Raw genomic sequence first — 25,184 nt, 5'->3', positions numbered from 1 at the left:
CCGGCCGGTCGCGGTGGCCCTCGGTCGCCGCCGGGCTCGACGGGGCGAGTCGTGCCCGCCGGCGGGCGCTACGCGGTCGTGACGTCCAGGAGCGCCTCGAGGGCGCTCGCGGCGTCGTCGTCGCACACCACGGTGGTCGCGATGGCGCCCGCGACGGCGGCGCGCAACGCCGGCGCGGCCTCGCGGCCGTAGCCGGCGGTGACGACCTCGGGGGTGCGCACCAGCTGGTCGAAGGTCACGCCGACCACGCGAGCGTCGAGCGGCGTGACGACGCGGCGCCCGTCGGCGTCGAACAGCCGGCCGGAGCACTCGGCGACCGCGCCGGCGGCGGTGGCGGCCCGCCGCTCGTCGCCCGTGACCTGCGGCAGCACCGTCGAGCCCGTGGGGGTCCAGGCCCCGACGGCGACGACGGCGACGTCGAGGTCGTCCGCGCGGTCGAGCGCGGCGGCGATCTCGGGCTGGCGCCGCATCCCGGCGGCGGTGCCGGGGTCGGCCACGAGCAACGGGGACCAGACGGGCCAGGTGCGCACGCCCGGCATCCGCCGGAAGGCCTGGATCATGTCGAGCGAGTCGCCCGAGCCGTCGACGGGCAGGGCCCCCACCAGCTGGACCACGTCGCACGGGGGCAGCGGGTCGAGGAGGCGCACGGCGAGCTCGAGGGTGCGCGACCAGGAGACGCCGATCGTCGCGCCCGCCCGCACGTGCCTGCCCACGACGGCGGCGAGGGTGCGGGCCACGGACTCGCGCGTGGCGGCCGGGGAGTCGCCGGCCCCGGCGATCACCACCTCGCGGGCGCCGAGCCGCTCCGCGAGCCGCCGGGCCCGCTCGGTGTCGAGGTGGGCGGGCGGCGAGATCTCGATCCGCACCACGCCGCTCTCGCGCGCCTCGGCGAGCAGCCGGGCCACCTGGAAGCGGGAGATGCCGCGGTGCTCGGCGATGTCCACCTTCGAGCGGTTGTCGAGGTAGTAGTCGCGGCTCACCTCGACGAGGAGGCGGGCGTGCTCGGCGTCGGTCACGGAGCCATCCTCGCTGGTCGAGACTGCCGCCGCCCTGGCGTCGTCGCGCAGTCTGAGCACTGGTTCTTGCTCCCTGAGCCTAACCAACGCCCGTCCGGACCGATGCGCCCGGCGACGTGAGGGCAGCGAGGCGCCGACGACGGACCCGGAGGCTCGCCGCCGGCGCCGCCGCGCTCAGACCTGCTGCGGATAGATGATCGCCTTCATCGAGCGAGGGTCGGTCGCCGCGACCTCCAGCGCGGCCGCGGTGTCCGTCAGGGTGAAGGAGTGCGTCTGGAGGCCGTCGAGGACGACGCGCCCCGTCGCGACCAGGGAGATCCCCAGCGGCCACGTGTTCTGGTAGCGGTTCACGAGCGCGAGGCTGACCTCGTTCTTGTTGAGGAAGGAGACCGGGAGCTCGACCGGCTGCTTCGGCAGGCCGATCATGGCTGCCCGGCCGGCCTCGCGCAGCCGGTCCATCCCCGCGGCGAGGACCCCGGGCGCCCCCGAGCACTCGAGCAGCACGTCGAAGGTCTCGGCGCCGGGCCGGTCGCTCGCCTCCACGGAGAAGCCCAGGTCGCGGGCCAGGTCGAGGCGGAAACCGGACACGTCGGTGACCGTGACCGAGCGTGCGCCGAGCGCCCGCGCGGACTGCGCGGCGAGCACCCCCACCGGTCCCGCTCCGGTCACCAGGACGTCGTCGCCCGGACGGAGCCCGGCGCGCTGGCAGGCCCACAGGCCCACCGAGAGAGGCTCGACCATCGCGGCCTGCTCGTAGGTCATCCCCTCGGGGATCGGAAAGAGCGTGCGGGCATCGAGGGCCACGTACTGCACCAACGCGCCGTCGTACGGGGGAGTGGCCAGGAACACGAGGTCCGGGCACAGGTGGTACCGGCCGGCCGTGCACTGCGCGCAGCTGCGGCACGGGGTGCCGGGCTCGATCGCGACCCGGTCGCCGACGGTGAGGTCGGTGACGCCGTCACCGACCTCGACCACCTCGCCGGCCGCCTCGTGGCCGAGGACGATGTCCCCGTCGACCACCCAGTCGCCGATGCGGCCGTGCCGGTAGTAGGTGGTGTCGGAGCCGCACACGCCGACCGCGTGCACCTTGACCACGGCCGTTCCGGGCGCGGCCTGCGGCATCGGCCGCTCCTGGAGCTCGATGTGGCCGATCTCGGTCATCACGGCAGCAACGTTCATGTCGTTCTCCTCGTTCCTCGTGTGGGGGCCGGGTGGGGGCCGGGTGGGCTCAGTGCAGGTCGACGGTCTCGACGGCCCGCAGGACGTTCCGGATGTAGTCGTGGGCATGGCGGCCGAGGTCCGCCCCGTCGCGCCACAGGTTCCGCCAGATGCCGAGCGTCCCGGTGAGCTGCGGGTCGACGACGGCCGAGGAGAACGACTCGAAGACGATCGGGCCGTCGTAGCCCACGTGGCGCAGGGCCCGGAAGAACGACGGGAAGTCGACCGTGCCCGTGCCGAGGTAGCCGCGGTGGCTCTCCCCGACATGCACGTACTCGAGGTGCCGGGCCGCGTCCAGGACCGGCGCGAACAGGCCCGACTCCTCGATGTTCATGTGATAGGTGTCCAGGTGGACGCCGACGTTGTCCGCCCCGACCTCGTCGACGTACCGCAGGCCCTGCGCCGCGGTGTTGAGGATGTTCGTCTCGTAGCGGTTGACGATCTCCAGGCCGAGCCGGATGCCGAGGTCGTCCGCCCGCCCGGCCAGCCGTCGCAGGGCGTCCTGCCCCGCCCGGACCTCCGCCTCGGTGGCAGGGCGCGAGTGCTTCTTCATCGGGCCGTAGACGACACCGCACAGGTGCGACGCGCCGAGGTCGTGCAGGACCTCGAGGACCGCCGTCAGGTGCGCCTCGCCACGGCTCACCACCGCGGTGTCCGCGGAGCTGATGTTCACGTCGTCGGTGAGCCCCAACGAGGCGGTCACCGCGAGGCCGTACTCCTCGGCCAGCGACCTGGTGAGCCCGACGTTCCATCCCCGCGGGGCGAACATCGGCAGCTCGATGAGCTCGAACCCGGCCTCCGCGGTGCCGCGGAACGCCGTCCTCAGGCCCTCGTCGTCGAACGTGCCGGTCCAGACGGATGCGTGACAGCCGATCATGGTCGTCCTCTCGGGGTGGTGCGGTCAGGGAGGGGGCCGGTCACGCGGGCGTCGCCGTCACCCAGAGCCGGTCGCCGTCCTCGCGGACCCGCAGGGCCTCGAGCGAGGCGAGGACGAGGTGGGCGTGGGGGGCGAGGGTGTTCCGGTCGTACGTCCCCACGACGCCGACGGCCAGGCAGCCGGCGGCGCGGGCGGACCTCAGCCCGGCGACGGTGTCCTCCAGCGCGACGACGGGGCCGTCGTGGCCGCGCCGGCGCAGCTCGTCCACCCCCGTCGCGAACGGCTCCGGCGCGGGCTTCCCCGAGCTGACGTCGTCCCCCGTCACCAGGAGCGCCGGGAAGGGCAGGCGGGTCGCGCCGAACCGCGCCCGGGCGACCGGCCGTGCGGCCGAGGTGACGATGCCCCACCGCGTCGCGGGCAGCGACCCGACGATCTCGCGCACCCCGGGCAGCGGGTCCAGCAGCTGTCCGTCGCGCGACTCGATCTCGGTGAGCCGGTCCTCGGCGCGGCGACGGTCGGCGGCGGGGATCCCGAAGGCCTCGACGACCGACCGCGCGGTGAGCCCGTGCGACTCGGCGGGCAGCATCGGCACGTCGAACTCGGACGCCAGGATCCGCCAGGCCTCCTCGACCGCCGGCACCGAGTCGACCAGGGTGCCGTCCATGTCGGACAGGACGCCGCCGATCTCGACCTCCCGCCCGGCGGCGAGGGCGGCGGCGAGGGCGTCCCGCGTGTCCGTGGTCTGCATGAGGTCGTTCTCCATTCCGCGAGGCGTCGACGCCCGAGTGCCAGGGCCGATCCCTCGTGTTCGTCGCGATGTCCGAGAAACGTAGAACACCTTGCTCTTCTGTTGACCTAGCATGCTCGTATGAGCAGACCGCTTCCCATCGACCAGCAGGTCCTCCACACGTACGTCGCCATGCAGAACCTCGCTCACGGCCGTGCCATCAACGACATCGCCGAGGAGATCGGCAGGTCGCGGTTCGCCACGGCCCGGATGGTGCGGCGGGCGCGGGAGCTGGACCTCATCGAGGTGCGGGCGAAGTTCCCCGACCCCGTGGACGTCGACCTCTCCGCGCGGCTGGTGCAGCGGTACGGGCTGCGTTCGGCGCTCGTCGTGGCGGCGCCCTCCACGAGCATGTCCGAGGCGCGGGAGGCGATCGCCCGGATCACCGCGCGCTACATCGCGGACGACCTCGAGGAGGACGACGTGGTCGGGATCGCCCCGGGGCGGACCCTCGTGCTCGCGTCACGCCTCGTCCCGGAGCTGCCCTCCGCCGACATCGTCCAGCTCACCGGTGTGGGCGCACCGCGCCTGGAGGACGGCGTCGAGGTCATCTCGAACATGGGTCGTGCGAGCGGTGGCGCGACCTACCCGCTGTACCTGCCGGTGCTGCTCATGAAGGACCCGAGGGCGCGGACGCTCCTCCAGCACCCGTCGATCCAGCGCACGCTGCGCCGGATGGACCACCTCGGGAAGGCCTACCTGACGATCGGCGGGTGGCCCGGGGCGTCCCTCCTGGCGCAGCAGCTGACGGACCTCGGCGAGCGTGACGCCTTCGAGACGAAGGGGGTCGTCGCGGAGATCGGGACGGCGTTGCTCGACCGCGACGGCAGGTCGGTGTCGGGGCTGGAGGAGCGGTTGGTCGGGATCTCCGAGGAGAGCCTGCGCCGGGTGCCCACCCGGGTCGGCATCGGCGGCGGCCCGGGCAAGGAGCACGCCATCATCGCCGCCCTGCGATCGGGGTTCTGCCACGTCCTGATCACGGACGTGCGCTGCGCGCAGGCGGCGCTCGAGGTGTGACGCCACGGCCTCGGCGGCCGCGGCGGTCACACCTCGAGCGGAGCCGGTCGGCTCAGGCTCGCGCCGCCGGCTCGGCGAGCGCCTGCTCGTACCAGGACCGCGCGAGCTCCGGGTCGTCGGAGGTCGTGCCGTCCGCACCGAGCTCGACGGCCCGTCGCATGTCGTCGATCGTGCGCAGCGGCCAGACGTGGAGCTCGAGGCCGAGGTCGTGCACGGCGTCGACGATCCGAGGGGTGAGGCCCTCGAAGCCGCAGGCGAACCGGGTGGAGCGGGTGTGGTCGAGCAACCCCCTCCAGCCGCCCTCGAACTCGTCGGCGACGGCGATCGTCTTCACGATGATGCACCGGCCGATCGTCGGTATCAGGTCCGCGGCGTGCCGGAGGGCGTCGGGGTCGAACCCGGTGAGGATCGTGCGTCCGGCGTCGTCGGGGTGGGCCGTGAAGTATGCGGCGAGGTAGGGCACCGTCGCGGGATCCTTGATCTCCAGCTGGATGAAGGTGCGCGTCGCGGCGTACATCTCGGCCAGGGTGACGACGCCCCGGCCGGAGTCGAGCCGGACCGCCTGCAGCTGGGCGAGGGTCAGGTCGGCCGCCGGGCCGAGCCCGCGGGCGGAGTCGTCCCCCGCGGTGCGGTCGAGGGTGGCGTCGTGCAGCAGGAAGAGCTCCCCGTCCCTGCTCAGGCGTACGTCGAGCTCGATCTCGTCGACGCCGACGTGCTCGGCGAGGGCGTACGACTCGAGGCTGTTCTCGGGCTTGTGGGTCATCGCGCCGCGATGACCGACGATCGACAGTGGCATCTCAGTTCACTCGTTCCTCGTATTGGGGGCGGATCCGGTCGATCGACAGCTCCAGGTTGGAGGCCATCGTCGAGAGGCTGGACCCCGGGTCCGCGCCGCCGGAGTACACGGCCTGGATGACGTCCTTCGCCTCGGGCAGGCACTCCGGCACGTAGCGGCGGACGACGTCGGGGCCCTTGGCTATCGCGAGCTGGTCGATCGCGACCTGGTAGTTCTGGTTCTCCGCGGCACGCCGGCGGATCTCGCCGGACTCCTTCGCCGCCGTGGTGGTGGGCATGTAACCGGTGCCGACCGTCCAGTCGACGGAGGCGTCGCCGGAGGTGAGGAACTTGATGACCTCCCATGCCGCCTTCTTCCGCTCGTCCGAGGCGTAGCGGAGGACGGCGAGCCCGCCGCCGCCGGTCGGCACGCCGGAGGTGGCCTGCCCGGGCAGGAACCCGCACCCGACCTCGAACTCGGCGGCGTCGGTGACGCTGGTGAGGGCCCCCGTGGACTCCAGGATCGTCGCGGTCGTCCCGGCGACGAAGTCTCCGGACGGGTCGTTCGAGAGATAGCCGGCGCCGTCGTCGTGGATGAAGGCGCGGTCGAACTCCAGCGCCGCCACGGTGGCGTCGGAGGTGAGCCGCATGTCGAGGCCGTCCGAGTACCCCCCGCCGAACGCCCAGGTCGACCCCTGGAAGTACCAGTCGTCGCCGCCCGTGTAGGCGCGCATGCGCACCGCGTGGCCGTTGGCCGTGTAGCCCGACAGCTCCTTGCCCCACTCCCGGTACTCGTCGTACGTCTTCGGCGCGCGGTCGGGCAGGCCGACGGCGGCGAAGAGGTCGCGGTTGTAGTAGAAGAGCGGGGTCGAGCGCCCGAACGGCAGCCACCAGACGTCGTCCTTGACGGTCCCCTCGGCGAGGAACCGCTCGTCGAACGCGTCCGTGCCGAAGGTGCTGTCGAAGTAGCCGGTCAGGGGCTCGAGGGCGTCGGCGAGGTAGAAGCGGTTCCAGACCACGTCGCTCAGCACCGAGATGTCCGGCACCTGCCTGGCCTGCAGGCTCGCGGCGAGCTTCGACTCGACCTTGTCGTAGCCCTCGAAGATCTGGATCTCGCAGAAGATGTCGCTCTGGGCCTCGTGGAAGGCATCGATGTTCCGCTGCAGCACCTCGGCGTTGTGGGACGTCCAGTTGCTCCACAGCACCACGCGCTGCCGGTCCGCGAACCTGGCCGGCACGTCACCGCTGGGCTGCTCCATGACGGCGCCGGGGCCCCGCCCGGCGCCGAAGCAGCCGGCCAGGGCGGGCACGGTGGCGGCCATCATGCCCGCGGCGAGCACCTGCCGACGGGTGAGCCCCCGAAACCTGCTTCCGTTCCCTCCTGTGTGAGGGCGTCTCTGGGCGTGCATGATCTCCTTCGATCGTCTGGGGGATGGGGGCGTGTCCAGGTCTCAGCGGCCGCTGCCGGCGGCGGCGCCGGTGAGCCCGGTGACGATGTAGCGCTGCGCGAAGAGGAAGACGAGCAGCATCGGCAGCACGACGATGAGCGTCCCCGACATGAGCACGCCCCACGAGACCATGCCGTCGTTGGCCTTGAGGTACATGAGGCCGATGGGCAGCGTCCGCATGTTCACGGAGTTGGTGATGATCAACGGCCACACGAAGCTGTTCCACTCGTCGATCACGGCGACGAGTGCCACCGTCGCGACGGCGGGCACGGACATCGGCAGCACCATCGAGGCGAGCTTGCGGAAGTGTCCGGCTCCGTCGACCTCGGCGGCCTCGAACACCTCCGTGGGCAGCGACATGAAGTGCTGGCGCAGGAGGAAGGTGCCGAACGCCGACCCGACGCCGGGCAGGATGATGCCGGCGTAGGTGTTGATCAGGCCCATGTTGCCGATGGTGATGTAGTTGACCAGGAGGGTGACGTGCCCCGGGACCATGAGGGCGCCGAGCATCACGAGGAACAGGACGTTCTTGCCGGGGAACGGCAGGAAGGCGAAGGCGTATGCCGTGAAGACGGCGAGCACGACCTTGGCGACCGCCCCGACGACCGTGATGATCACCGAGTTCTTGATGAACGCGCCGAACGGTGCGAGCTGCCACGCGGTCGTGAGGTTGTCCCAGGTGAGGTCGGTGGGAAGGACCTTGGGCGGCCAGGAGTAGATGTCGGAGTTCGTCTTGAACGCCGTCGTCACGAGGATGAAGAGCGGGACGACGAACACGAGGGCGGCGGCGACGAGGAGGAGGATCCCCCACCAGCGGTGGCGGAGGTTCCCGAAGGGCCGGCCGCTCGTGGCCTGCCGTGCGGTGCGGGTCTGCACGATGCCCTCGTCCCGGGAGGTGGTCGGCCGCGTGGTCGTGGCGGGCATCAGTAGTGCACCTTCCTCTCGACGTACCGGAACTGCAGCATGGTGATGAACATGAGGATCACGAACATCACGGTTCCCGCGGCGGCGGAGTAGCCCACGTTGGAGCGCTGGAACGCCTGCTCGTAGATGAACCAGCTCAGCGTCGTGGTCGCGGAGGCCGGTCCGCCGCCGGTCATGATCGCGATGATGTCGAAGGCCTGGAAGGCCGCGATCGTCTGCGTGATCACCAGGAAGAACGTGGTCGGCGACAGCAGCGGCAGGACGATCCTGGTGAAGAGCCGCCACCGGTTCGCCCCGTCCAGGCGTGCGGCCTCGAGCACCTCCGAGGGCAGCCCCTGCATCCCGGCCAGGTAGACGATCGCCACGAAACCCACCCCCTTCCAGATCGAGACGATGAGCAGGGCGGGCAGGGCCCAGCTCGCGTCCGTCGTCCAGTCGGGCGAGCTCAGCCCCACGGCCTCGAACAGGGTGCGGGCGAGGCCGTAGTTCGGGTCGAAGATGAACAGCCACACCGCGCCGATCGCCGCGCCGGCGATGACGTGCGGGGCGAAGACGATCCCGGTGACGGCGGCCGTCCCGGGGAGCTTCATGGAGAAGAGCGAGGCGAGCGCGATCCCGAGGACGAGGCTCAGGCCGACGACGACGACGACCCACGTCACGGTGGTCACCATGACGTCGAGGAACGACGACGAGGTGAACAGCTGGGCGTAGTTGCTGAGCCCGATGAAGAGGGGCTCGGGCGAGATGAAGTCCCAGTTGGTGAGGCTGAGGTAGAGGTTCTCGAGCACCGGCCAGTAGGCGAAGACCGCGATGAGCGCCAGGTTGGGGAAGGCGAACAGCGCGAAGAGGGCGGCCCCCCGGCGTTGTCGGCGTTGATGAAGGGCCGAGCGTCTGCGTGGTGGGCTGGGTGGAGAGGTCCTCTGCACGCCGACGTGTTCTTCGGCCACGGTCGCCATCTCGCCGTCCTTTCTCCCCGGGAGCCGCTGTGCGTTCGGGCGCCCGACTGCTGTGTCGGAAGCCGCCAAGGTAGTGCCGTGGCTCTCGGCTCCGACGGGGGTGCTCGAATGAGCACACTCATGACGCATCTGAGCACAGGGTGGAGGGTGGGGTCGCGAACGGCTGCAGCCGGTGGAGGTGAGCGCGTATGGAACCGATCGTCGGGATCGTCACCGGCACCAGCCTGGTCGAGGCCGAGCTGCTGCTGACGACGTTCGTGCTGTGTTCCCTCATCGGGGTCGAGCGGCAGCTCCGTCAGAAGGCCGCCGGGTACCGGACCCACGTCCTGGTCGGCCTCGGGTCCTGCGGCTTCACCCTGGTCTCGGCCTACGGCTTCTCCGCCGTGCTCGGCAGCGACGTCAACCTCGATCCCTCGCGCATCGCCGCCCAGATCGTCTCCGGGATCGGCTTCCTCGGGGCCGGCGTGATCTTCAAGGGGCGCAGCGTCGTCCGGGGGCTGACCACGGCGGCCACGGTGTGGGTCGCCGCGGCGGTGGGGATGGCGTGCGGTGCCGGGATGCTCTCGCTGGCGATCGCGCTCACCGCGATCCACCTCACGACCCTGTTCGTCGTCGCGCCCCTGGTCCGCCGGCTGCCCGACCCGGACCGCAAGCGCACGCTGCGCATCACCTACGCCGACGGGGCCGGCGTGCTCCGCGACCTCCTGTCCGTCGCCACCTCGTCGGGCTTCACGAGCTCGATCGAGCGCAGCCGGCGGATCGCCGCGGACGGTCGGCGCTTCGTCGTCATGGACATCCGTTTCCATGGCAGCCCACCCGTGCGCGACCTCGTCCCGCTGCTCGTCGAGGTCCCGGGCGTGGACCGGGTGTCCCTCCGGCACGAGACCACCGAGTTCGACGAGGACGCCGACCGCGGATGAGCCGTGCCCCCGGGGGTGGCCGGCGGGTCCGGACCGCTCACGCCGCCTTCATGGCCGGGGTTGCCGCTCGGCCGCGTCGAGTGCGGGCCTGAGCGGCGCCAGCGCCGCGCGGAGGTGGTCGGCCAGCGAGCCGGAAGGGACCACGAGGCCCCCCGATCCCGCCGCGGGCTGGAGCCATCCTTCCAGCGCGACACGGACCGCCGCCGCGATGCTCGCCGTCAGGACGCGGGCCGTGTGCGGTCCGCCGTCGTCCAGGCGCTCCGCGATCACGGCCGTGAGCGGTGCCTCGATGCCGGCGGGGGAGTCGAGGAACGCGTCCCGCAGCGCGGTCCTCCGCGTGGTGGTCATCAGCAACGCCTCGAGCTCGCGCTCCCGGGGGCTCGTGTAGTGCTCGACCACGGCTTCGGTGACGGCGTCGGCCAGGCGCACGTCCGCGGTGCGGGCCGCCACCGCCGCCGCGATCCGAGCCTCACGGTCTGCGGTCACGGCGGAGACGATCGCCTGCTCACGGCTGGCGAAATAGTTGTTGTACGTCCGCGGCGAGACGCCGGCCGCCTCGGCGATGTCCTCGACCCGCACGCTGTCCGGCCCGTGCTCGAGGGCCAGGCGCAGGGCCGCCGCGCGCAACGCTTCGCGCGTCGCCTGCTTCTTCCGTTCCCTCAGGCCCGGCGGCGGTGTGGTCACCGGGGCAGCGTCTCACCCGTGACTGCGTGGCAGCAAACTTGCGTGCACGCAAGTTTTCTGTGACCGTCGACCCCACCGACCGACAGAGGGGTGCCACCGTGAGAGCACGAGGAATGACCTATGACACCGGATTCGTCGTGCACGGTCGGATGACGCGTGAGCGCTTCGACCCCGCGGTGGTCCGGCGCGAGCTCGCCATCATCCGTGACGACCTGCACTGCAACGCGGTCCAGGTGATCGGCGGCGACCCGCACCGGCTGGACGTGGCCGCCGCTGCCGCCGCCGAGCTCGGCATGGAGGTCTGGTTCACGCCCTATCCACTGGAGTTGGAGCCGGAGCAGGTCCTCACGCTCTTCCGCGACTGTGCCGTGCGAGCGGAACGGCTCCGGCGGCAGGGGGCCACGATCGTGCTCGTCGCGGGAGTGGAGCTGAGCGTGATGAACCGGGGGTTCCTGCCCGGGGATGGTCCCGAGGCGCGGGTCGCGCAGCTGTTGGGCTCACCCGAGCGGCGCGCCGAGGCGATGCACGGGCTCGGCCTCCGCATCAACGCGTTCCTCCGCGACGCCGTGGCCGCGATCCGCGAGCGCTTTCGGGGCAGGCTCACCTACTCGTCCATCCAGCTCGAGCAGGTCGACTGGACCCCGTTCGACATCGTGACGTTCGAGCTGATCCGCTCCGCCGAGGTCGCTGACCGGTTCCGGGACGGCGTGCGCGCCTTGGCGCAAGGGCCCAAGCCGCTCGCCGTCACCGGGTTCGGCACCGCGGCCTACCGTGGCGCGGGGGACCGCGGCGGGCGCGTGCTGGACGTGGTCGAGCACGATCCGCAGACCAGGGCCCCGCGACGACTGGACGGCGTCTACGAGCGCGACGAGGCCGGCCAGGCCGCGTATCTGACCGAGCTGCTGGAGATCTTCGAGAGCGAGGGGGTGGACAGCGCCTTCGTGTACCTGTTCGCCCTGCCCGGCTTCCCCCACCGCCCGGACGGCGACCCGCAGGACGACCTGGACCGTGCCAGCCTGAGCATCGTCAAGCTCCTCGACGGGGGCCGAGGGCAGACCTACCCCGACATGGAGTGGGAGCCGAAGGCTGCCTTCGGCGCCGTGGCGCAGCAGTACCAGAGGTACGCGGCGGCACCCGTCGCGCCCTGTCCCGACGCTCGGAGGGCGTCGGGCGCACCGCGCCAGAACCGGCTGCGGGGTGCCGGCCCCTCGCCCGGTCGGGGTGACAGGAGCTGATTGCCCGCTCCGCCGGCCGGGTAGCGCGGTGACGGCGGCGTTCGCTCGTGGGTGGTGACGGGGCCGTGTCGAGGCTCGGCGTACTCCCCAGGGCACCGACGACCGTAGACTCCTGTGCTGTAACGGCTCGGACGCGTCGAGAAGCGGCGCGAGCAGGGACGGTCGGAGGCGCGTCGCGCACCTCGGACAAGGGGAACGACATGAGCCTGACGCGACGGACACCCAGGTTCGCCGCACTGGCGGAGATCACCGAGCTCGAGCTCGCTTGGCGTGGGCTGCCGGCACCCTCCGACCTGGTCGATGCTGCACTGAACGCGCACGTTGAATCCGTGGCGAACGAGCTGCAGCTCCGGCCGGATCGCGCTCTGTCGTACGCGCCCGATGAACTGGGCACGATCATCGCCGAGACGCTCGTGGAGGTCGTGCTCGAGGACCTGCAGGGCGGCGAAGAGAGCTAGGCCGTGTCCGACAGCCAGACCTCGCCGCCCGTCCTGGCTCCCGGCTCCCGATGATCGAGCAGGCGGGTCGTCCTGCGCTCCCAGGAGCACGGGACGACCCGCCTTGGCGTCTGGAGACTGCTCAGGCGTGCTTGCGGCCGGTGGCCCAGGACCAGATCGCGACGACGATGATCGACCCGACGAGCGCGAATCCCCAGGTGCCCAGGTCGAAGAACTCGTCGTTCACGCTGGTGCTGAAGACCGCCGAGGCGATGAACCCGCCGAGCAGGGCGCCGACGATCCCGAGCAGCAGGGTGACGATCCAGCCACCCTTCTGTGCGCCCGGCACGATGGCCCGGGCGAGCGCGCCCATGATCAGGCCGATGAGGATCCACCCGATGATGCTCAAGTCAATCGCCTCTTTCTTCACGAAACGGTACTTCGAAGCAAACGACGCTTCTATGTCGGCCCGGACATTTCCACGACGGCGTGATGCTCGCATCCCGAACGGGGGGTGGCGAAGCTCACGTTCGCGCCCAGCCCGTGACGCGGGGTGCCCCGCCGCGCGTGGAACCGCCCTTGGCGCTAACGTCCCTGGCCGGAAGCAGGCATCCATGGGGTGCGAGGGGCGTCGCGAGGAAGGTGGGTACATGGTTCTGACTGTGGCCGGAGAGCAGACCGACGAGGGTCCGCTGGAGCGAGCCGTGCCGCCAGGGGGCCATGCCCTCGTGGCGCAGTGGGTGCTCGACGACCTCGCGCAGCTCGCAGGGCTGCGTACAGGCCTGGCGACTCAGATCGATACCACATGGACGTCGAGCATGGCCGAGACCGCGGACAAGGTGGTGCTGATCGCGTCGGAGCTTGCCACCAACGCGCTTCACCACGGCCTGCCACCTACCGTCGTCCAGCTCCTGAAGGCGGCCGACAGCTGGCTGCTTGACGTCGCCGACCACGACCTCCGCTCCGCGCCTAGCGTCGGCGAGCGCGAGCCGGGGGAGGGCGGGCTCGGCCTGCAGATCGCCCAGAGGCTCGCCCTCGAGGTCGGCTGGTATGCGACCGGTACGACCAAGCATGTCTGGGCCCTGCTGCCCCGCGAATGAGTCGAAGGAAATGACCACGCCCCGACGAGTGCGTCGCCTCGCTGCTTCCGGCAACTCGGGCAGTATGAGCGACATGACGCTGACCGAGTTCCTGACCGCACGGTTGGACGAGGACGAGGAGGGCGCGAGGAAAGCTGCCGGGCGGGCGCCATCGGGTCGGGAGCGGTCGCCGGGCGTGTGGGTGCGCGATGGCGCCAACAGCGTGGAGGACGTCTATGGGCGGCCCGTCGTCTGTGGCGCAGAAGCGCCAGATGACGCCGAGGCGGCGCACATCGTGCGTCACGCCCCTGACCGCGTGCTAGCCGAGGTGGAAGCACGGCGGCGAATCATCCAGCTCGCCTACGAGGCCACCGGCCTCGACATGGATGGTGACCTCGACCGCGCGTTGGACGCCCGAGCGAAGAGCGGGATCGTGTTCGTGGGCGAGCGCATTCTCCGCGTGCTCGCCGCGCCTTACGCCAGTCATGCGGATTACGACAAGAACTGGCGTCCGTGAAACTCACGGAGTTCGTGAGCACACGGTTCGAGGAGGACGAATCGGCCATCTCAGCTCTCGCACGTGACGAGCCCTCGTGAGCGTCTGGAGTTGGAACCTTCACGCGCCTCCCCACGGCCGGGGAGAACTCCATGACGACGATGACCCGTGCTCCACGCTCCGGATCGTCGCCCAGCCGTACTCGGCCCACCCCGACTACCTCGAGGCCTGGCGCGCGTGAGCTGAGCGGACCAGCCAAGCGAGGCGCTCGGCCGCTCTTGGCGTTTCCATGGCCTGATCGACGGGCATGCCCGCGGTGGGTGCGCTTCTGCCGGGCGTTGGCGAGGGTGAGCTCCGCGCACAGGGCGGGACGCGCGTAGAGTCAAGAAATCCGGAGGAACGCGACTCATCCGAGTCGCATGCGCCGGAGACCGAGGGAGGCCGAGCATGGCCACCACCCCAACCCCGCCCGTCGCCTCCGCAGGCGACGGCAGCCCCACCGGGACGGGCCCTGATGCGGACACGGCGTCGAGCATCGCTGGCACGAGCACGAGCGATGTTCAGCCGCAGCGCAGCCGTGCCGGCGCCGCCTGGGTCGGCATCTGCGTTGCGGCCCTTCTCCTGGTTCTGCTGATCATCTTCATGCTCCAGAACACCCAGCCAGTGCTGGTCTCATTCCTAGGGATGGAAGCCACGGTGCCGCTCGCGGTGGCACTGCTTGTCGCCGGCGTCGGGGTGGGAGTCATCGCCCTTGTGGTCGGGACCGTCCGTATCACTCAACTGCGACGCCGTCTGCACCGCAGCACCTGATCCGGTCCGTCACTGAGCGCCTTGGGCCCGGCACCGATTGTGCGCAGGGGGCTGCCCGGATCTCGACAGGTTGCGTCCGACGGGTGCTGACGAACTGGACGACGCCGCCGACCTCGGCGGGCGACGTGGGCATCACGCGCCAGGGTGTCCGGGCTTGGCTCATCCGTCACGGGCACACCACCGACACAGCCGGCTTCTACCGGATCGACGTCGAGGTCGTCGCCCCCCGGCCGGCACAGGAACCGCTGTTCAAGCTGCCGGGGTGGCGCCCCGCCGCTGGCGCGTCAGCCCCCAGTTGCGCCCCCAGTGACCATCCGGGCCCCATCGGGCAAAGCAAGAGGCCCCCTGGTCAGCGTTTCCGCTGTTCAGAGGGCCTCTCTGGTGGTCGGGGTGACAGGATTTGAACCTGCGACCTCTTCGTCCCGAACGAAGCGCGCTACCAAGCTGCGCCACACCCCGAAGGACTCGCTCGCGCACGGAGAACCGAAGCCCTCCTGCGGAAGCCTGCTCAGAATAGCCGACGATCGGGCCTGGACGAAAACGAGATCCGCCTACCGGGCGGTGAACGTGAGCAACGTCGCCTCCGGGCGGCACGCGAAGCGCACGGGGGCGTACGGCGAGGTGCCCGCGCCGGCCGACACGTGCAGCCACGTGGAGCCCGCGCCGCCCGTCTCGTCGGGCCGCGGACCGGGCCAGCCGTGCAGGCCGCTGGCCCGCCGCCGGTCGATGTCGCAGTTGGTGACGAGGGCGCCGAAGCCCGGCAGCCGCAGCTGGCCGCCGTGCGTGTGCCCGGCCAGGACGACGTCCGCGCCGTCCGCGTGCATGCGGTCCAGCACGCGGCGGTACGGGGCGTGCGCGACGCCCAGGTGCAGCACGGCGTCGTCCGGCTCGTCCGCCGGCGCGGGGAACTCGTCGCGGTCGAGGTGCGGGTCGTCGACCCCCACGAGGGACAGGAGGCGGCCGTCGGCCTCGACGACGTCGCGCCGGTTGGTGAGGTCCCTCCAGCCCGCGGCGCCCATCGCGTCGGCGAGCTCCTCGAAGGGGAGCTCGGCCGGGCGCGTGTGCGCCACCCGGGTGTCGCGCTTCAGGTAGCGCGCGGGGTTCTTCGGCACGGGGGCGTAGTAGTCGTTCGACCCCATGACGAATGCTCCGGGCGCCGTGGTCAGCAGCGGCGAAAGAGCGTCGAGGAGCGGCCCCAGGGAGTCCCGGTGCGCCATGTTGTCGCCCGTGTTCACCACGAGGTGCGGCTCGAGCGCGGCCAGGGAACGCACCCACGCCACCTTGCGGTTCTGCGACGGCGTGAGGTGCAGGTCCGACACGTGCAGCACCCGCAGGTCCGGCTGGCCGGCGGGCAGCACCGGGACGGTGCGGCGGCGCACCGTGAAGAGCTTCGTCTCCACGTGCGCGTACGCGAGGCCTGCGATCCCGGCCGCGGCGACGCCGCCCGCCACCTGCCAGCCGCTCACCGCGGTCAGTTGCTGCCCCACTCGTCGGCGAGGGAGTCGGTGATGGCGTCCCACGCGGCGCTCGCGTCGGAACGGCCGCTGTTGCCCTTGCCGTTGCCGCCGCGGTCGTTGCCGCCCTTGTTGCCGCCGTTGTCCCCGTTGTCGCCGCCGTTCCCGGAGTCCCCGTTGTCGGAGCCGCCGTCGCCGCTGTCGCCACCGTCGTCGGACGTCGAGGGCGGGGGAGCGGTCACGCCGACCATCTTCGGGTCAGGGGCGCCGAAGCTCTCGGCAGGCAGGTCGGTGACCGCCTGGTCCATGTATTCCTTCCACGCCGGCGCGGCCACGCTCGAACCGAAGAGGTGCGCGTACGACTTCCCGTTCACGAAGGCGCCGTGGTAGTGGTCCTCGTTCGGCTTGTCGGCGTTGCCCACCCACACGGACGTGGAGAGGTTGGGCGTGAAGCCCGTGAACCACGTCTGCGAGGACAGCTGCGAGGTTCCGGTCTTGCCGGCCACGGGGCGCCCGTCGGACAGGCCGCCGCCGAGCCCCGCCGCCGTACCGCTGCTGGAGAAGACCTTCTCCATCGCGTAGGTCACGGTGTTCGCGACGCCCTCCGGGAGGGCGTTCTTGTCGCAGTTCGCGCTCGGGACCTTGTAGTCCTTGCCGCCGGGGCCGGAGACCGAGGTGATGGCGACCGGCGAGCAGTAGGTGCCGCCCGACGCGAGCGTCGCGTACATCGCGGCCATGTTCAGCGGCGACGACTCCTGCGTGCCGATGAGCATCGGCGCGAAGATGTCGATGCTCTCCTTCGTCGGCTTGGTGACCTTGCCGTCCTGGGAGTTGGTGGGGCGGAACCCCATGCTCCAGGCGGTGTCGCGCAGGTCGCAGAGGTTGAGCTGGTAGCCCATCGCCGCGAACGCGGTGTTGATGGACTTGTAGGTCGCCTCGAGCGCCGAGATGTACCCGACCTCGACGCCCTCGGAGTTCGCCGGCGCCCAGGCCGTGCCGCCAAGCCGACCGATGCACGGTGTCTGGAAGTCGCCGGGCAGGCGCGCCACCTTGGTCGCGTTGACCCGCTCGGACAGCGTGTGCCCCTCCTTCAGCCACTCGGCGAGCACGATCGGCTTGAAGTTCGACCCGACCTGGAAGCCGCCGGACGCGCCGTGGTTCGCGTCGGCCGAGTAGTTCACGCGCGTCGTGTTCTTCCCGCCCGCGGACGGCGTGTAGGGGATGTTCTGCGCCATCGAGATGATCTTGCCGGTGCCCGGCTCCACCGAGACGATGGCGGACTGCAGCCCGCTCGAGTCGTCGGCGGGGACCGCGTTGGTCACGGCCTTCGCGGCGGCCTTCTGCTTCTTCGGGTCCAGCGTGGTGTGGATCTCGAGGCCGCCGCGGTACAGCAGCTGCTGCCGCTCTGACTTCGTCTCGCCGAACACCTTGTTGGTGACGATCTCCTTGGTGACGTAGTCGCAGAAGAACGCGGCGTCGCCCGCGGCGCTGCACCCGATCTCCGTCGGGTTCACGTCCAGGGTGTCCTTGACCTTCGTCGCCAGCGCCTCGTCGCGCTCCTGCGTCGAGATGTACCCGAGGCTCCACATCTTCTGCAGCACCAGGTCGCGACGCTCCTTCGCGTCCTTCCGGTTCACCGTCGGGTCGAAGCGGCTCGGCGACTTCGTGATGCCCGCGATCGTGGCCGCCTCGACGACGTTGAGCTCGGAGGCGTGCTTGTCGAAGTAGTAGCGGGCCGCCGCCTCGACGCCGTAGATGCTGCGCGAGCCGAACTGGGCGGCGTTGAGGTAGCCCTGGAGGATCTCGTCCTTGCTCATCGTCTTCTCGAGGGAGATGGCCATCTTCGCCTCGGTGAGCTTGCGGGAGATCGAGTCCTCGCTCGCCTCAATCACGCCGAACTTGTCGCCGTCCTGCAGCGCCTGGTCGATGAGCATGTTCTTCACGTACTGCTGCGTCAGCGTCGACGCGCCCTGCGTGGCGTGGCCGGCGACGTTGTTCGCCATCGCGCGGGTCATGCCCTGCACGTCGATGCCGCCGTGCTCGTAGAAGCGCTCGTCCTCGATGGCGATCACCGCGTGCTGCATCGGGTCGGAGATCTCGTCCAGCGGCACCACGATGCGGTTCTGCGCGTAGAACGTGGCGAGCAGCTTCCCGTCTGCCGCGTAGATGCGCGACTGCTGCGACATCGGCCGCGGCTCCAGCTCCGCGGGCACCTCGTCGTAGATCGCGACGGTGCTGTCCGCGGCCACGTTGGCCCCGGCGACGAGCGGGATGACCAGCCCGGCGGCGAGCACGCCGCCGACACCGGCCGCGAGGACGAACGCGAGCAGGAGGGCGACGAGCTGGGTCGCCGGCATCGTGCGCGTGATGCGACGGGGGTCGGATTTGGCCATGCCCACCAGGGTACGGGGTGGGGCCGAGGCGGCACGGCCGCGACGGGCGTCCCGCTGTGCAGGTTGTGTGGACCCGCCGTGGGAGCGGCGGGACGGCGGCGTTCGGAGCGGTCGCTGGTTACGATCGCGCCATGGCTACCACGTGGGAGTACGCGACCATCCCCCTGCTGATCCACAACACCAAGGCGATCCTCGACCAATGGGGTGCCGACGGCTGGGAGCTCGTCCAGGTCGTCCCCGGCCCCGACAGCACCAACCTCGTCGCGTACCTCAAGCGACCCTCCGGCGGCCAGTGATGAGCGCCACCTCGCCCGAGGCGCGGCTCGCCGAGCTCGGCATCTCGCTGCCCGACGTCGCCGCGCCCGTCGCGAGCTACGTCCCCGCCGTCCGCTCCGGCCGCTACGTCTACACGGCCGGCCAGCTGCCCTTCGTCGACGGCGCGCTCCCGCAGACCGGGAAGGTCGGAACGGGCGTCTCCCCGGAGGAGGCGGCCGACCTCGCGCGCACCTGCGCGCTCAACGGCCTCGCGGCCGTGCGGTCCCTCACCGGCACGCTCGACGGCGCGCGGATCGTCAAGGTCACGGGCTTCGTCGCCTCGGACCCGTCGTTCACCGGCCAGCCCGGCGTCATCAACGGCGCGTCGAACGTCCTGGGCGAGATCTTCGGCGACGCGGGCATCCACGCGCGCTCCGCCGTCGGGGTCGCGGTACTTCCGCTCGACTCTCCCGTCGAGGTGGAGCTCGTCGTCGAGCTCCCTGAGTAGACCCTCTGCCGTGTTCCCGGCCGTCACCTGAGAGCGGAGCAGACGGAAGGGGCGTTCTTCGCCCGGTCGTAGATGTTCCCGAAGTGGAGCGCCCCCTGGGGCGCGTGAACGCGACCGGGCGAAGAACGCCCCTTCCGTCTGCGGTTGAACCTAGCGCGCGCGGCGCTCCAGGCGGTCGATGTCGAGCAGGACGACCGCGCGACCCTCGCGGCGCACCCAGCCGCGGGTGGCGAAGTCCGCCAGGGCCTTGTTGACGGTCTCGCGGGAGGCGCCGACGAGCTGCGCCAGCTCCTCCTGCGTGAGGTCGTGCGCCACGCGGATGCCGTCGTCGTTGGGCTCGCCGAAGCGGGCCGAGAGGTCGAGCAGCGCCTTGGCGACGCGGCCGGGCACGTCGGAGAAGACGAGGTCGGCCAGGGTCTCGTTGGTGCGGCGCAGGCGGCGGGCCAGCGCGCCGAGCAGCGTCGTGGCGACGCTGGGGTGCGCGGCGATCCACTGCACGAGGGCCTGGTGACGCAGCTCGTAGACGAGCGCGTCGGAGACGGACGACGCCGTGGCGGTGCGGGGACCCGGGTCGAACAGCGACAGCTCGCCGAACATCTCGCCGGGGCCGAGGATCGACAGCAGGTTCTCCCGGCCGTCGCTCGACCGGCGGCCGAGCTTGATCTTGCCCTGCGCGATGACGTAGAGCCGGTCGCCGGGCTCGCCCTCGCGGAAGAGGACGTCCCCACGGGTCAGCTCGACGGGGATCATGGACTCGAAGAGCGCCTTCGTCTCTTCGGTGTCCATGTCCGCGAAGAGGGGGGCGGAGAGCACGACGGTGTCGTCCACAGGATTCCTCACGTGGTTCAGGGGCGGCCTTCCCGGTGCGGGGCCGGTCGTCCACGGGTCGTCAGCGGTGGTGTTCCAGGTCTCAGTCTGCCCCACGGCACCAAATCGCGTCGGAGTTCGACGCCCGGGAGGCGGTGTCGGACGGCGTGGCTAGGCTCGCTCTCGTGCCGCCGACGTCGCCCACCGCCACCGACACCCCGACCGGGGAGTCCCGCGTCGCCCTCGTGCGGCGCGCGCGCCGCATCGACCGCGAGCTCGCCGTCACGTACCCCGACGCACGCGCGGAGCTGGACTTCACGACGCCGCTCGAGCTGCTGGTCGCGACGGTCCTGTCGGCGCAGACGACCGACGTGCGCGTCAACGCGACCACGCCCGCGATCTTCGCCCGCTACCCGGACGCCGCCGCGTACGCGGGCGCCGACCCGGCGGAGATGGAGGAGCTGTTCAAGCCGCTGGGCTTCTTCCGCGCCAAGACGCGCTCCGTCATCGGGCTGGGGCAGGCGCTGGTCGAGCGGTTCGACGGCGAGGTCCCCGGGAGGCTCGACGACCTGGTGACGCTGCCCGGCGTGGGTCGCAAGACGGCGAACGTGGTGCTCGGCAACGCGTTCGGCGTCCCCGGGATCACCGTGGACACGCACTTCGGCCGCCTCGCCCGCCGGTTCGGGTGGACCGACCAGGAGGACCCGGTCAAGGTCGAGCACGAGGTGGGGGCGCTGTTCCCCAAGAAGGACTGGACGATGCTCAGCCACCACCTCGTGTGGCACGGGCGCCGGCGCTGCCACGCGCGGCGCCCGGCGTGCGGGGCCTGCCCGGTGGCGCGGTGGTGCCCGTCGTTCGGCATCGGCGAGACCGACCCCGTCGCCGCGCAGAAGCTGGTCAGGCCCGGGCCGCGCGGCTGACCTGCCGCAGCTGAATCAGCGGGCCTGCGCGAGCGCGTGCTGCAGCCAGTCGGCGAGCAGCTTCCCGAGCTCGTCGGGCGCCTCCTCGGGGAGGAAGTGCCCGGCGCCCTCCACGACCTCGTAGCGGTAGTCGCGGGCGAGCGCGGCCCCGTCGACGCCGGCGTACCGGGGGTCGAGGAAGCCGTCGAGCGCACCCTGCACCTGGAGCACCGGGACGTCGACGGGCTGCCGCAGCTCCGCCAGGTACCGCCGGCCGTCGGGGCGCGGCGTGGAGCGGACCATCCAGCGCAGCGACTCCATCACGGTGTGCGCGGCGAACGGGATCCGCATGACCGTGCGGTACAGCTCGAAGGCTTCCGTCCCGAGCGGGCGCGCGGCGCCGTCACGCAGCACGCGCGCCACCTGGTCGCCGTCGGTGAGGCGCTTCTCGGGCAGGGTGGGCAGCTGGTAGGCGGCGAGCTGACGGCGCGCCAGGGGGGTCAGCAGCTGACGACCCGAGACGTGCAGGCGGCCGGGGTGCGGGGACGAGACCGCGGCCACGCCCGCGGTGACCGCCGGCTGCAGCCGCGCCATCGCCCACGCGGTCACGCCGCCGGTGCCGTGGCCGACGACGACGGCCCGGTCGTGGCCGAGGGAGCGCACCACGCCGGCCACGTCCTGGGTGCCGGTGGGGACGTCGTAGCCCGACGGCGGCTTGTCGGACGCGCCGACGCCGCGCAGGTCCATGGCCGCCACGCGGAACCCGGCGTCCGCCAGCTGCTCCACCTGGTGGCGCCACGCCCACCAGAACTGCGGGAACCCGTGCAGCAGGAGGACGAGCGGGGCGCGGCTGCCGTTCGACCGGTCGGGCCCGGCCAGCGCCACGTGGAAGCGCGCGCCGTTGGCGGGCACGAGCTCGTGCCGCCAGGGCCCGTCCACGAGGGCGCTGGAGAAATCGCTGGAGTCCGACATCGCGGTCACCGGTCGAACCTACCCGTTGCGCCGCGCCCCGGCCCGGGGCGGCGCGCACGGTTCACGCACGAGGGTCAGCGGGCCGGGGCCCGGCCCACGGCCCCCTCGCCGTCGACGGCCGCGGCGCCGCCGTCGGTGCCCTCCACGGGGCGGGGCTCCTTGGGCGGGTCGAACCGGTAGCCGACGTTGCGGACGGTGCCGATGAGCTGCTCGTGCTCCGGGCCGAGCTTGGCGCGCAGCCGGCGGACGTGCACGTCCACGGTGCGGGTGCCGCCGTAGTAGTCGTAGCCCCAGACCTCCTGCAGCAGCTGGGCGCGGGTGAACACGCGGCCCGGGTGCTGCACCAGGTACTTGATGAGCTCGAACTCCTTGTAGGTGAGGTCGATGGGCCGCCCCCGCAGGCGCGCGGTGTAGCCGCCGGCGTCGATGGCGAGGTCGCCGGCCGCGATCTCCTGCGGGCCGTCGTCGACGGGCCCGCGGGCCGAGCGCTCGACGACGAGCCGCAGCCGGGCCTCGACCTCGGCCGGCGACGCCGTCTCGAGCAGCAGGTCGTCGGCGCCCCACTCGTGCGTCACGACGGTCAGCCCGCCCTCGGTGAGCACCAGGACCAGCGGCACGGTGAGACCGGTGGCGTGCAGCAGCCGGCACGTGGTGCGGGCGGCGACGAGGTCGCGGCGGGCGTCGAGCAGCACCACGTCGGAGTCGGGCGCGTCCACCAGCGCGGACGGTTCCATGGGCAGCACCCGGACGCGGTGGTTCAGCAGGCCCAGCGCGGGCAGCACCTCGACGGAGCCGCCCGACGCGGGCGTGAGGATCAGCAGCTCGGCCACCGGCACCTCCTCCCGGTCGTGTGACGGTCCGTTCGACAGCGTCCGACAGGTGCGTCCGCCAACGTACCGCGGCGCGGCATCCGTCACACCGCAGCCGTCCGGCACTGTGACCGGTCCCCGCAGTGTGCCCCGAACCATGTTTCCGGCGCGTGAAGAACCGTTGACCGGACTGTGTCGTGGTCCGTCGCGCCGACGTCGGTCGGGGCCTGCCGGGGCCGCGCCGTCTGCGACACTCGTCGTCGTGACCGTGACCACCCGCGCCGTCTGGACGGCCGTCCTCTCCGCCGTCGTCGCGGCCGCCGCCTCCCTCGACGCCTTCGGGATCCTGCCCCTGACCGCCGTCGCGGCGGCCCTCGTGGTGCTCCTCGCCGCGGGGTGGGCGCCCCTGCTGCGGCTCCCCGCACAGGGCGGCACGACCGTGGTCGTCGCGGTGGCGGGCCTCGGCGCCGTCGCCGTCGCGTGGGCCACGAAGGGCGAGCCGGTGCTGCGGAACGTGCCGCTGGTGCTGGCGATGGCCCTGGTGCTCGCGTTCGTCGCGGAGATGCTGCGTCGCGGCGGCCGGCCGCGCCTGGTGGAGTCGGTGAGCGGCACCGTGACCGGGGCGGTCGTCGCCGTGTGCTGCTCGGGCTGGGTGGCCGCCGGGCGCTCGGAGGCGGGCGCGTCGCTCGTCGTGGTGAGCGCGGTCGGCCTGGCGGTGGCCTCCGCGGTGTCGGCGACGCCGGTGGCGCGCGGGTGGGCCGGGTCCCTGGTCGGCGTGGCGCTCGGCGGCGTCGCGGCCGGCGCGGTCGCGACCGTGCTCCCGGCGATCGACCCGGTGAGCGGCGTGATCTCCGGTGTCGTGACCGGCCTGGTGGTCGCCGTCCTGCGGCTGCTGTTCGAACGGCAGCCCGCGCTGACCGGCCGCCGCGCGGTGCTGGCCGCCGTCACGACGCCCGTCGCGGTGAGCGGGATCCTCGTGTTCGTCGTCGGGCGCCTCGTCGTCGCCGTCGCCTGACCGGGTCGGGGCGACCGGACCGACGGCGGGCGGGTCACGCCTCCGGCGCGGCCGGGGCCTGGCGGATGGCCTCGCCCGCCAGCTCGATGCGCACGGTCTTCGCGACGAGCACGCCGCCGGCCTCGAGCGCGACGTTCCACGTGAGGCCGTACTTCTCGCGCTCGAAGTCCGCGGAGGCGTTGAAGCCGAAGATGTCGTTGCCGAACGGGTCGCGGCGCGCGCCGCCGAACTCGGCGTTCAGCGCGATCGGGTGCGTGATGCCGCGGATCGTGAGGTCGCCGTGCAGCAGGAACTTCGCGGAGGTGCGCGCCTGGTTCGCCTGGGGGAGCGTGGCGCGGCCGGGGGTGCGGCCCTTGAGCCGCGCCCAGGAGAACATCGGGTCCTCCTCGGTGCGCCACTCGAGGTGGGTGCTGCGGAACTCGATGGTCGGGTAGTTCTCGACGTCGAGGAAGTCGGCGCTGCGCAGGTGGGTGTCGCGGTCCGGGTTGTGCGTCGTGATGGTCGCCGTCTCGAGCGTCGCGGACACGGACGACCGCTGCGGGTCGTCGGCGACGTGGATCGTGGCGGTGCCCACCGGGAACTCGCCGCGCACCGGGCTGACCATCATGTGCATCGCGAGGAAGCCGAGCCGCTTGTGCGCCTCGTCGAGCAGGTAGGTGCCCGCCGCCGGGATGACGAGGTCGTTCCAGGTCCGGGTGGGCGAGGTCATGGACGGTTCTCCGGGATCGCGACGTCGGGCGGCCGGCGCCCGTCGTGGCGGCGGGGGAGGCCTCGGGATGGGCGCGCCGGCGCCGGGCTGGGCCCGGGCGGGGCGTCGGGGATGCTTCAACGTTCAATCTACGGCACGGGAACCGCCCGGCGGGAGCCCGTCTCCGACCGCGTGGCAGGCCTCACACCGGGGCCGCGGGAGGGGCCGCAGCCCGGTCAGTAGACGAGCGCCTGGGCTCCGGGCCGCAGGATCTCCTCGGCGAAGACCGCCGCGCCCGCGATCCGCACGCCGGGCAGGACGTCGTCGGGCCCGAGGTCGCGCCGCGCGGCGCACTGGGTGCAGAGGGTGACCGAGCCGGCCGCGAGGACGGCGGCGAGCAGGTCGGCGGCGGGCGCCGCGTGCTCCAGCTCCAGCTCCGCGACCCGGCCCGGCACCGCGAACCAGGCCGACTCCCCGGTGAGCCACAGGCTCACGTCCGCGCCCGCGGCGACCGCGGCCGCCGCGACGGTCAGGGCCTGGTTCGCCGCCTCGGGGCGGTCCAGGCCGGACGTGGTCTTGATCACGAGCGAGCGCGCGGGCGCGGGGGCGTGGGAGGTGCTCATGGGCGGCGACCTTACTCACGGCCCGTCGCGCCGCCTCCGGTCCGCGCCGCGCGCCGCCGCGGCGGTGGGTGCCGGTGGGAGCG

At 72.0% G+C, this 25,184-nt stretch carries 29 protein-coding genes and 1 tRNA gene; 12 read left to right on the top strand and 18 right to left on the bottom strand.

Going from position 1 to position 25,184, the window contains the following annotated elements:
- Positions 1-68: 68 nt before the first annotated feature.
- From ACFU9A_RS18440 to ACFU9A_RS18425, 4 genes are all read right to left on the bottom strand, one after another.
- A complete protein-coding gene (locus ACFU9A_RS18440) occupies positions 69-1,016 on the bottom strand; it encodes a sugar-binding transcriptional regulator (protein WP_430576743.1) in 948 nt (315 codons plus the stop codon).
- Between the two features lie 174 nt (positions 1,017-1,190).
- On the bottom strand, positions 1,191-2,195 hold the full coding sequence (locus ACFU9A_RS18435) for an NAD(P)-dependent alcohol dehydrogenase (protein ID WP_430576742.1): 1,005 nt from the start codon (positions 2,193-2,195) through the stop codon (positions 1,191-1,193).
- A gap of 49 nt (positions 2,196-2,244) precedes the next feature.
- Positions 2,245-3,111: a sugar phosphate isomerase/epimerase family protein gene (locus tag ACFU9A_RS18430; RefSeq protein WP_430576741.1), complete on the bottom strand. Its 867-nt coding sequence runs from the start codon at positions 3,109-3,111 to the stop codon at positions 2,245-2,247.
- A gap of 40 nt (positions 3,112-3,151) precedes the next feature.
- Entirely contained in the window at positions 3,152-3,859 is a 708-nt protein-coding gene (locus ACFU9A_RS18425) for an HAD-IA family hydrolase (protein ID WP_430576740.1), read from the bottom strand.
- A gap of 120 nt (positions 3,860-3,979) precedes the next feature.
- Between ACFU9A_RS18425 and ACFU9A_RS18420 the strand changes: the two genes are divergently transcribed.
- Positions 3,980-4,915, top strand: a complete 936-nt coding sequence (locus tag ACFU9A_RS18420; RefSeq protein WP_430576739.1) for a sugar-binding transcriptional regulator — start codon at positions 3,980-3,982, stop codon at positions 4,913-4,915.
- Between the two features lie 52 nt (positions 4,916-4,967).
- On the opposite strand, the gene ACFU9A_RS18415 is transcribed toward ACFU9A_RS18420, so the two are convergent.
- From ACFU9A_RS18415 to ACFU9A_RS18400, 4 genes are all read right to left on the bottom strand, one after another.
- Positions 4,968-5,678 carry a glycerophosphodiester phosphodiesterase gene (locus ACFU9A_RS18415; RefSeq protein ID WP_430576738.1) on the bottom strand — a complete coding sequence of 237 codons (711 nt, stop codon included), beginning with the start codon at positions 5,676-5,678 and terminating at the stop codon, positions 4,968-4,970.
- A gap of 34 nt (positions 5,679-5,712) precedes the next feature.
- A complete protein-coding gene (locus ACFU9A_RS18410) occupies positions 5,713-7,014 on the bottom strand; it encodes an ABC transporter substrate-binding protein (protein ID WP_430576737.1) in 1,302 nt (433 codons plus the stop codon).
- Positions 7,015-7,140: 126 nt separating this feature from the next.
- Positions 7,141-8,061 (bottom strand): carbohydrate ABC transporter permease, encoded by a 921-nt coding sequence (locus ACFU9A_RS18405; protein WP_430576736.1) that lies wholly within the window; start codon positions 8,059-8,061, stop codon positions 7,141-7,143.
- Positions 8,061-8,849 (bottom strand): carbohydrate ABC transporter permease, encoded by a 789-nt coding sequence (locus tag ACFU9A_RS18400; protein WP_430576735.1) that lies wholly within the window; start codon positions 8,847-8,849, stop codon positions 8,061-8,063. Before ACFU9A_RS18400 ends, ACFU9A_RS18405 begins: the two co-directional genes overlap by 1 nt.
- Positions 8,850-9,205: 356 nt before the next feature.
- Here ACFU9A_RS18400 and ACFU9A_RS18395 point away from each other — a divergent pair, with 356 nt between their 5' ends.
- Positions 9,206-9,937, top strand: a complete 732-nt coding sequence (locus ACFU9A_RS18395; protein ID WP_430576734.1) for an MgtC/SapB family protein — start codon at positions 9,206-9,208, stop codon at positions 9,935-9,937.
- Between the two features lie 48 nt (positions 9,938-9,985).
- Here ACFU9A_RS18395 and ACFU9A_RS18390 read toward each other — a convergent pair whose 3' ends face one another.
- Positions 9,986-10,621 carry a TetR family transcriptional regulator gene (locus ACFU9A_RS18390; RefSeq protein WP_430576733.1) on the bottom strand — a complete coding sequence of 212 codons (636 nt, stop codon included), beginning with the start codon at positions 10,619-10,621 and terminating at the stop codon, positions 9,986-9,988.
- Positions 10,622-10,680: 59 nt separating this feature from the next.
- Between ACFU9A_RS18390 and ACFU9A_RS18385 the strand changes: the two genes are divergently transcribed.
- Both ACFU9A_RS18385 and ACFU9A_RS18380 read left to right on the top strand, forming a co-directional pair.
- Positions 10,681-11,856 (top strand): hypothetical protein, encoded by a 1,176-nt coding sequence (locus ACFU9A_RS18385; protein WP_430576732.1) that lies wholly within the window; start codon positions 10,681-10,683, stop codon positions 11,854-11,856.
- A 200-nt stretch (positions 11,857-12,056) separates the two neighbouring features.
- Positions 12,057-12,314, top strand: coding sequence for a hypothetical protein (locus tag ACFU9A_RS18380; RefSeq protein ID WP_430576731.1), 258 nt, complete (start codon positions 12,057-12,059; stop codon positions 12,312-12,314).
- Between the two features lie 121 nt (positions 12,315-12,435).
- Here ACFU9A_RS18380 and ACFU9A_RS18375 read toward each other — a convergent pair whose 3' ends face one another.
- Positions 12,436-12,702 (bottom strand): GlsB/YeaQ/YmgE family stress response membrane protein, encoded by a 267-nt coding sequence (locus tag ACFU9A_RS18375; protein WP_430576730.1) that lies wholly within the window; start codon positions 12,700-12,702, stop codon positions 12,436-12,438.
- A gap of 241 nt (positions 12,703-12,943) precedes the next feature.
- Here ACFU9A_RS18375 and ACFU9A_RS18370 point away from each other — a divergent pair, with 241 nt between their 5' ends.
- The 4 genes from ACFU9A_RS18370 to ACFU9A_RS18355 all read left to right on the top strand — a co-directional run bounded on the left by ACFU9A_RS18370 (position 12,944) and on the right by ACFU9A_RS18355 (position 14,678).
- Complete coding sequence (locus ACFU9A_RS18370) at positions 12,944-13,393, top strand: ATP-binding protein (RefSeq protein WP_430576729.1); 450 nt, start codon at positions 12,944-12,946, stop codon at positions 13,391-13,393.
- Positions 13,394-13,466: 73 nt separating this feature from the next.
- Positions 13,467-13,889: a DUF6221 family protein gene (locus tag ACFU9A_RS18365; protein WP_430576728.1), complete on the top strand. Its 423-nt coding sequence runs from the start codon at positions 13,467-13,469 to the stop codon at positions 13,887-13,889.
- 76 nt (positions 13,890-13,965) lie between these two features.
- Positions 13,966-14,109, top strand: coding sequence for a DUF6221 family protein (locus tag ACFU9A_RS18360; protein WP_430576727.1), 144 nt, complete (start codon positions 13,966-13,968; stop codon positions 14,107-14,109).
- Between the two features lie 206 nt (positions 14,110-14,315).
- Positions 14,316-14,678, top strand: coding sequence for a lipopolysaccharide assembly LapA domain-containing protein (locus tag ACFU9A_RS18355; RefSeq protein ID WP_430576726.1), 363 nt, complete (start codon positions 14,316-14,318; stop codon positions 14,676-14,678).
- A 382-nt stretch (positions 14,679-15,060) separates the two neighbouring features.
- Here the strand turns inward: ACFU9A_RS18355 and ACFU9A_RS18350 are convergent.
- The 3 genes from ACFU9A_RS18350 to ACFU9A_RS18340 form a co-directional block, all read right to left on the bottom strand.
- Positions 15,061-15,137: transfer RNA gene (locus tag ACFU9A_RS18350), tRNA-Pro, on the bottom strand.
- A gap of 92 nt (positions 15,138-15,229) precedes the next feature.
- Positions 15,230-16,144, bottom strand: coding sequence for a metallophosphoesterase (locus ACFU9A_RS18345; protein ID WP_430576725.1), 915 nt, complete (start codon positions 16,142-16,144; stop codon positions 15,230-15,232).
- Between the two features lie 5 nt (positions 16,145-16,149).
- On the bottom strand, positions 16,150-18,525 hold the full coding sequence (locus tag ACFU9A_RS18340) for a transglycosylase domain-containing protein (protein WP_430576724.1): 2,376 nt from the start codon (positions 18,523-18,525) through the stop codon (positions 16,150-16,152).
- A gap of 131 nt (positions 18,526-18,656) precedes the next feature.
- Between ACFU9A_RS18340 and ACFU9A_RS18335 the strand changes: the two genes are divergently transcribed.
- Positions 18,657-18,821: a DUF4177 domain-containing protein gene (locus ACFU9A_RS18335; RefSeq protein ID WP_139820690.1), complete on the top strand. Its 165-nt coding sequence runs from the start codon at positions 18,657-18,659 to the stop codon at positions 18,819-18,821.
- The gene (locus ACFU9A_RS18330; RefSeq protein WP_430576723.1) at positions 18,821-19,288 is read left to right on the top strand and encodes a RidA family protein; all 468 of its coding nucleotides are present in this window, start codon (positions 18,821-18,823) and stop codon (positions 19,286-19,288) included. Before ACFU9A_RS18335 ends, ACFU9A_RS18330 begins: the two co-directional genes overlap by 1 nt.
- A 150-nt stretch (positions 19,289-19,438) precedes the next feature.
- Here ACFU9A_RS18330 and ACFU9A_RS18325 read toward each other — a convergent pair whose 3' ends face one another.
- Complete coding sequence (locus tag ACFU9A_RS18325; RefSeq protein WP_430576722.1) at positions 19,439-20,116, bottom strand: Crp/Fnr family transcriptional regulator; 678 nt, start codon at positions 20,114-20,116, stop codon at positions 19,439-19,441.
- 164 nt (positions 20,117-20,280) lie between these two features.
- Between ACFU9A_RS18325 and nth the strand changes: the two genes are divergently transcribed.
- On the top strand, positions 20,281-21,015 hold the full coding sequence (nth, locus tag ACFU9A_RS18320) for an endonuclease III (protein ID WP_430576721.1): 735 nt from the start codon (positions 20,281-20,283) through the stop codon (positions 21,013-21,015).
- Positions 21,016-21,030: 15 nt separating this feature from the next.
- Here the strand turns inward: nth and ACFU9A_RS18315 are convergent, their stop codons facing one another.
- Both ACFU9A_RS18315 and ACFU9A_RS18310 read right to left on the bottom strand, forming a co-directional pair.
- Entirely contained in the window at positions 21,031-21,966 is a 936-nt protein-coding gene (locus ACFU9A_RS18315) for an alpha/beta fold hydrolase (protein ID WP_430576977.1), read from the bottom strand.
- A 74-nt stretch (positions 21,967-22,040) separates the two neighbouring features.
- Complete coding sequence (locus ACFU9A_RS18310; RefSeq protein ID WP_430576720.1) at positions 22,041-22,796, bottom strand: winged-helix domain-containing protein; 756 nt, start codon at positions 22,794-22,796, stop codon at positions 22,041-22,043.
- A 241-nt stretch (positions 22,797-23,037) separates the two neighbouring features.
- On the opposite strand from ACFU9A_RS18310, the gene ACFU9A_RS18305 reads away from it, so the two are divergent.
- Positions 23,038-23,790 (top strand): hypothetical protein, encoded by a 753-nt coding sequence (locus tag ACFU9A_RS18305; protein ID WP_430576719.1) that lies wholly within the window; start codon positions 23,038-23,040, stop codon positions 23,788-23,790.
- Between the two features lie 34 nt (positions 23,791-23,824).
- On the opposite strand, the gene ACFU9A_RS18300 is transcribed toward ACFU9A_RS18305, so the two are convergent.
- The gene (locus tag ACFU9A_RS18300; RefSeq protein ID WP_430576718.1) at positions 23,825-24,499 is read right to left on the bottom strand and encodes a YceI family protein; all 675 of its coding nucleotides are present in this window, start codon (positions 24,497-24,499) and stop codon (positions 23,825-23,827) included.
- A 215-nt stretch (positions 24,500-24,714) separates the two neighbouring features.
- Positions 24,715-25,101, bottom strand: coding sequence for a DsrE family protein (locus tag ACFU9A_RS18295; RefSeq protein ID WP_430576717.1), 387 nt, complete (start codon positions 25,099-25,101; stop codon positions 24,715-24,717).
- Positions 25,102-25,184 lie beyond the last annotated feature (83 nt).

Source organism: Isoptericola sp. NPDC057653, from assembly GCF_042799955.1.
Classification (GTDB): Bacteria; Actinomycetota; Actinomycetes; order Actinomycetales; family Cellulomonadaceae; genus Isoptericola.
The sequence above is the reverse complement of the archived record's forward strand: the minus strand, read 5'-3'. Positions and strand labels throughout refer to the sequence as shown.

Bases quoted from the DNA above. Each gene is read 5' to 3' on its own strand.
- ACFU9A_RS18380 (WP_430576731.1), top strand. From the start codon at position 12,057: ATGAGCCTGACGCGACGGACACCCAGGTTCGCCGCACTGGCGGAGATC.
- ACFU9A_RS18370 (WP_430576729.1), top strand. From the start codon at position 12,944: ATGGTTCTGACTGTGGCCGGAGAGCAGACCGACGAGGGTCCGCTGGAG.
- ACFU9A_RS18395 (WP_430576734.1), top strand. From the start codon at position 9,206: ATGGAACCGATCGTCGGGATCGTCACCGGCACCAGCCTGGTCGAGGCC.
- ACFU9A_RS18355 (WP_430576726.1), top strand. From the start codon at position 14,316: ATGGCCACCACCCCAACCCCGCCCGTCGCCTCCGCAGGCGACGGCAGC.
- ACFU9A_RS18405 (WP_430576736.1), bottom strand. From the start codon at position 8,061: ATGCCCGCCACGACCACGCGGCCGACCACCTCCCGGGACGAGGGCATC.
- ACFU9A_RS18295 (WP_430576717.1), bottom strand. From the start codon at position 25,101: ATGAGCACCTCCCACGCCCCCGCGCCCGCGCGCTCGCTCGTGATCAAG.
- ACFU9A_RS18415 (WP_430576738.1), bottom strand. From the start codon at position 5,678: ATGACCCACAAGCCCGAGAACAGCCTCGAGTCGTACGCCCTCGCCGAG.
- ACFU9A_RS18340 (WP_430576724.1), bottom strand. From the start codon at position 18,525: ATGGCCAAATCCGACCCCCGTCGCATCACGCGCACGATGCCGGCGACC.
- ACFU9A_RS18365 (WP_430576728.1), top strand. From the start codon at position 13,467: ATGACGCTGACCGAGTTCCTGACCGCACGGTTGGACGAGGACGAGGAG.
- ACFU9A_RS18335 (WP_139820690.1), top strand. From the start codon at position 18,657: ATGGCTACCACGTGGGAGTACGCGACCATCCCCCTGCTGATCCACAAC.
- ACFU9A_RS18300 (WP_430576718.1), bottom strand. From the start codon at position 24,499: ATGACCTCGCCCACCCGGACCTGGAACGACCTCGTCATCCCGGCGGCG.
- ACFU9A_RS18430 (WP_430576741.1), bottom strand. From the start codon at position 3,111: ATGATCGGCTGTCACGCATCCGTCTGGACCGGCACGTTCGACGACGAG.
- ACFU9A_RS18425 (WP_430576740.1), bottom strand. From the start codon at position 3,859: ATGCAGACCACGGACACGCGGGACGCCCTCGCCGCCGCCCTCGCCGCC.
- ACFU9A_RS18410 (WP_430576737.1), bottom strand. From the start codon at position 7,014: ATGATGGCCGCCACCGTGCCCGCCCTGGCCGGCTGCTTCGGCGCCGGG.
- ACFU9A_RS18330 (WP_430576723.1), top strand. From the start codon at position 18,821: ATGAGCGCCACCTCGCCCGAGGCGCGGCTCGCCGAGCTCGGCATCTCG.
- ACFU9A_RS18435 (WP_430576742.1), bottom strand. From the start codon at position 2,195: ATGAACGTTGCTGCCGTGATGACCGAGATCGGCCACATCGAGCTCCAG.
- ACFU9A_RS18420 (WP_430576739.1), top strand. From the start codon at position 3,980: ATGAGCAGACCGCTTCCCATCGACCAGCAGGTCCTCCACACGTACGTC.
- ACFU9A_RS18315 (WP_430576977.1), bottom strand. From the start codon at position 21,966: ATGTCGGACTCCAGCGATTTCTCCAGCGCCCTCGTGGACGGGCCCTGG.